Origin of the sequence: Sodaliphilus sp., from assembly GCF_045598405.1 — a bacterium.
GTDB classification, from domain to species: domain Bacteria; phylum Bacteroidota; class Bacteroidia; order Bacteroidales; family Muribaculaceae; genus Sodaliphilus; species Sodaliphilus limicaballi.
Window position 1 is genome coordinate 1 of the sequence record NZ_JAZLLZ010000070.1, and the last position, 4,793, is coordinate 4,793.

At 46.8% G+C, this 4,793-nt stretch carries 5 protein-coding genes and 1 pseudogene; all 6 read left to right on the forward strand.

Annotated elements, in window-relative coordinates:
- Positions 1-133 (forward strand): annotated as a pseudogene (locus ACKI3C_RS05975) (permease); the annotation flags it as partial.
- Between the two features lie 79 nt (positions 134-212).
- Positions 213-605, forward strand: a complete 393-nt coding sequence (locus tag ACKI3C_RS05980; RefSeq protein ID WP_407403050.1) for a hypothetical protein — start codon at positions 213-215, stop codon at positions 603-605.
- Positions 606-1,197: 592 nt separating this feature from the next.
- Complete coding sequence (gene hisS / locus ACKI3C_RS05985) at positions 1,198-2,562, forward strand: histidine--tRNA ligase (protein WP_407403052.1); 1,365 nt, start codon at positions 1,198-1,200, stop codon at positions 2,560-2,562.
- A 57-nt stretch (positions 2,563-2,619) separates the two neighbouring features.
- The gene (locus tag ACKI3C_RS05990; protein ID WP_407403054.1) at positions 2,620-3,285 is read left to right on the forward strand and encodes a Crp/Fnr family transcriptional regulator; all 666 of its coding nucleotides are present in this window, start codon (positions 2,620-2,622) and stop codon (positions 3,283-3,285) included.
- Positions 3,286-3,316: 31 nt separating this feature from the next.
- Entirely contained in the window at positions 3,317-3,574 is a 258-nt protein-coding gene (locus tag ACKI3C_RS05995; RefSeq protein WP_407403055.1) for a TIGR03905 family TSCPD domain-containing protein, read from the forward strand.
- A gap of 27 nt (positions 3,575-3,601) precedes the next feature.
- Entirely contained in the window at positions 3,602-4,654 is a 1,053-nt protein-coding gene (locus ACKI3C_RS06000; RefSeq protein ID WP_407403057.1) for a Fic family protein, read from the forward strand.
- Positions 4,655-4,793 lie beyond the last annotated feature (139 nt).

Genomic DNA, 4,793 nt, shown 5'->3' on the forward strand with positions numbered 1-4,793 from the left:
AGTGGTAGGACTCTCCCTGCCCGAAGCCACAATGCTCAAGAAGGTGATGACTTGGCGGCTCATCGGCATCTTCTTCGGCACAGTAGCATTTATGATCATGATTTTAGGGTGGACGTTCAATCAGATATTGTAGATTTGAAAATATTGCTGTCCTGTAAAACTCGAAATGGCATAAAATACCTCCCCGGAGCCCAGTAAAGACTGGCTTCGGGGTGCGTTTTCTAAAAAGTAAGCCCCCCCTTGGCATTGCGCTCGACCTCTACTGGCTGAAGGTGCACAAGTGGAAGGTATGGAAACTGATTGGCATCGCCTTCCTATCCATCTTCGCCTTCGCCTTGCTCATGTACTCTTTTGTAAGCATGGATGTAAACATTGAGCAATACCTCTTGGCAATCATGTTTCGTGGTTTTGGTTATGGCGTTCTGGCACCAACCCTTATGTGGGCTTTGGACGAATCGGTGCCAAGTCTAGAACAGTTCTTCATGGGATTGTTTTTGTTCAATATCGTTCACATGTACCTGGGTGGTGCCATGGGTTATGGTTTCTACACCACCATCTTCTCGCATTTTCTTAATGAATTCAACTTTAGCTTTTATAATAAATGATGCTAATTTGTTGTCCGGTAGGACAATATCTAAATAACCCCCACCGCCGAACGTAGTGGCGGTGGGGGTATAGGTAAACCGCAAAAATGCGTCCAGCAGGACGCTAATTGGCGCAAATAGATGAAACTCAAATGGTTCCACATGCTAAAGTTGAGTTAATGAAGACATGATGCACTATGGTCGCCAGTTGACACTTACCAACCTTGATCTCTCACATTTTGACTTCGGCGAGTTCATGGGCGGCAGTTATCTGCACTCCATGATGCTTGTAGCAAGAAAGCAGGTGTATGGTTATGTCATCTGGTTCTCCCTCCTCCTTGCCTCAATATTCCTAGTATGTGACATCCCTGCTGTGAGGACAAACATCCGTAAAGTACCACGTTGGCCCGTTTTTGCGATAGAATATCTGGCAAGGAAACATAGGTAACTGCATAATATCAAAATCCCCTGCATTACTGTATTTCTTTTTTAAAATAACGCAAATCTCACACTTAACGGTACAGTTTTTTTGTCTCGTCTTTCATACTTCGTGAAAATGTTGTACCTTTGTAAGTTATTTATAACTTAGTAAACAATTTAGACTTTATATACAATGGCACAGAAACCGTCAATTCCTAAGGGAACCCGTGATTTTTCGCCTATCGAGATGGCGAAACGTAACTATATCTTTAACACAATCAAGGATGTGTTCCTGCTGTATGGATTCCAGCAGATTGAGACTCCTGCCATGGAGAACCTGTCCACTCTCATGGGCAAGTATGGCGAGGAGGGCGACAAACTGCTGTTCAAGATTCTCAACAGCGGTGACTACTTGAAGAATGCTCCCGAGGAGCTGCTTGGAGAGCGCGACTCGCTTCACTTGACTAATAAGATTAGCGAGAAGGGTCTGCGTTATGACCTCACTGTGCCCTTTGCCCGCTACGTGGTGCAGCACCGCAACGACTTGCAGATGCCGTTCAAGCGCTACCAGATTCAGCCTGTGTGGCGTGCCGACCGTCCCCAGCGCGGACGCTACCGCGAGTTCTACCAGTGTGACGCCGACATCGTGGGCAGCGACTCGCTCATCAATGAGATTGAACTTGTTTCAATCATCGACGAGGTATTCGGCCGTTTCGGCGTGAATATCGCTATCAAACTGAATAACCGCAAGATCTTGAGCGGTATCGCAGAGGTTATCGGTGCTCCCGACAAGCTGATTGACATCACCGTGGCTATCGACAAGATTGACAAGATAGGCCTTGACAACGTTAACGCCGAGCTGCGCGAGAAAGGTCTCACCGAGGAGGCCATTGAGACACTCAAGCCCCTGCTCACTCTTGCAGGAACCAACGAGGAGAAGATGACAACCCTCTCTACTCTGCTCGCAAGCAGCGAGACCGGCATGAAGGGAATCGAGGAGATGACCTACGTGCTTGACCATGTGAAGGAACTTGGCCTGAAATCAACCATTGAGCTTGACGTTTCTCTGGCACGCGGCCTTAACTACTATACTGGCACTATCCTTGAGGTTAAGGCTCTTGACGTGGAGATGGGTAGTATCACGGGCGGTGGACGTTATGACAACCTCACCGGCGTGTTCGGCATGCCGGGCTTGAGCGGTGTGGGCATCAGCTTCGGCGCCGACCGCATCTTTGACGTGCTCAACACGCTCGACCTCTATCCTGCCGACACCACTGCCAGCGCACGTGTGCTGTTTGTCAACTTTGGCGAGGCCGAGGCAATGATGTCGCTCAAGCACATCAAGAAACTGCGTGCTGCTGGCATCAGCGCAGAGCTGTATCCCGACAGCGCCAAAATGAAGAAGCAGATGGCATATGCCAACGACCGCAAGGTGCCCTTTGTGGCTATCATTGGCGACAACGAGCTCAAGGACGGCACTATCGCGGTGAAGAACATGGTCACTGGCGAGCAGCAAAGTCTCACCGTGGAGGCCATGATCGAACTGCTGGGCGAGTGATTGATAACCATCTGCTCGAATAGATAAATATTGAAATAGATTGAGAAGATGGAGAGCATGTATGAACTGTTGCGCTCGTTGCCGCTGTTTCAAGGGGTGGGAGATGACCGCATATCAGAGTTGGTGGAACGCATTCCGTTTCACTTCTTGAAGTATGAGCCTGGCGATACCATCAACAAGGCTGGCGACCGGTGTGAGCACATGAGGTTTGTAGTGTCGGGCAGTGTGAACCTGACAACAGAGAGCAATCACCTGCGGGTGAAATTGTTGCAGACGTTGCATGCTCCTGGTGTTCTGGGGCCAGACAGCCTCTTCGGCATTGACAATACCTATCCCTTCAGTGCCGTGGCAGGCGAGCGTTGCGGCATCTTGCAGTTGCGCAAGAGTGACTACATGAAGGTGTTGCAGACCGACAAGGTGTTCCTCTTCAACATACTCAACTACCTGTCACGCAACTGCCAGCGCCGCACAAAGGCATTGCAGCAGATGAGGACGGGCAGCATAGCCGAGCGGTTTGCGCGTGAAATCACCGACCTCACGACGCAACACAGCACCGACATCAAGGTGCAGTTCCGCCAGAAGGATTTGTGCACATTGCTGGGCACCCAGCGCAACTCGCTCATCACAGCACTCGACCAAATGGAGGAAGACGGCCTCATAGAATATTCTTCGACCGAAATCAGCATCAAGTCGCTACGCGACCTTCAAGAGGTGCTGAAGTGATTATAATTTAATTTGTTATTTAAAATGCGTTATGGCACAATTTACTTATTATACACAGGGCACATGCTCTAGTCAGATTGATTTTGAAGTGGAGAACGGCGTTGTCAAGGGCGTTCAGTTCACAGGTGGATGCAATGGTAACTTGCAGGGTATATGCAGCCTGGTGCGCGGCATGAAGGTTGACGACGTGGTGAGCAAGCTGCAAGGAATACGCTGCGGCTACAAGGGTACATCTTGCCCCGACCAGCTGGCTCAAGCACTCCTTCAGGCCAAGGCAAAGGGGCTGTAAGATATATTTGTATTAGCAATAATCATTATGCACGATAATCTGAAAAATCACTTATGTGAAATCCTCAAACGGTATCGTGATATGGGGATATCTAGACAGATAGACTATGAAAAGTTTTATCTGTACTCCATTATTGCTCACTCTACTGCAATCGAAGGGTCAACTGTAACCGAAATTGAAGCACAATTACTTTTTGATGAAGGTATCACGTCAAACAAACGGTCTCTTATTGAGCAACAAATGAACCTTGACCTCAAGAGGGCCTATGATTATGGGCGTGAGTGGATAAAAGCGCATGAAACCATTACCGTGAACTGGTTAAAAAAATTATCGGCAATGGTTATGGCTAATACAGGAAATGAATATCATACAATAGAAGGTGATTTTTCATCGGCACAAGGCGATTTGCGCAAACTCAATGTTACTGCAGGTGTTGGAGGACGGTCCTATATGTCCTATCTTAAAGTCCCTACCAAACTCCAAGAATTTTGCGAAGAATTAAACAGGAGGCGCAAAACTGTGGATGTTAATGATATTCCCGCTGTTTATGAATTAAGTTTTTGGGCACACTATGAATTAGTAACTATTCATCCGTGGGCCGACGGAAATGGGCGCATGTCACGTCTGTTAATGAATCTTATTCAGATGGAATACGACGTGCTGCCTTCTAAGGTTAAGAAAGAGGATAAGGCCAAATATATACAAGCTTTAGTAGATGCTCGTGAGGATGACAATATAGAGTTGTTCATTAATTGTATGGCTGAAATTCATTGTCACCACATGGTCAGCGATATCAATTCCTACATTAGGTCAACAGGAATAAAAGTGGTCGATAAACCGACTATTGCCAAGGAAATGGCCGAAAAATGGTCGATAAAACCCGTTTTGGCCGATAAAATGGCCGATATTTTAGTATTTTTGGCCGACAAAGAGTTTTCTACTTCGGTTGCTATATCTCAAGAAGTGGGTATGCCGGCTACAACGGTGAAGCGATATTTGCGGCAACTCGTCGGCATGGGGTATGTCGCCGCTCATGGTGCTAACAGGAACCGAACATATAATTTACTCAAGTTTCGCTAGCTTCAACTTGAGTGGTTAAAGGTTATTGGTTAAAGGTTAATGAAGTGTATGTTTTGATACTATAGGTTATTAACTTCCCAAATGCTATAATGGTAACATTTCTATAACCAATAAACAATAACCAATAACCTTTCAAATT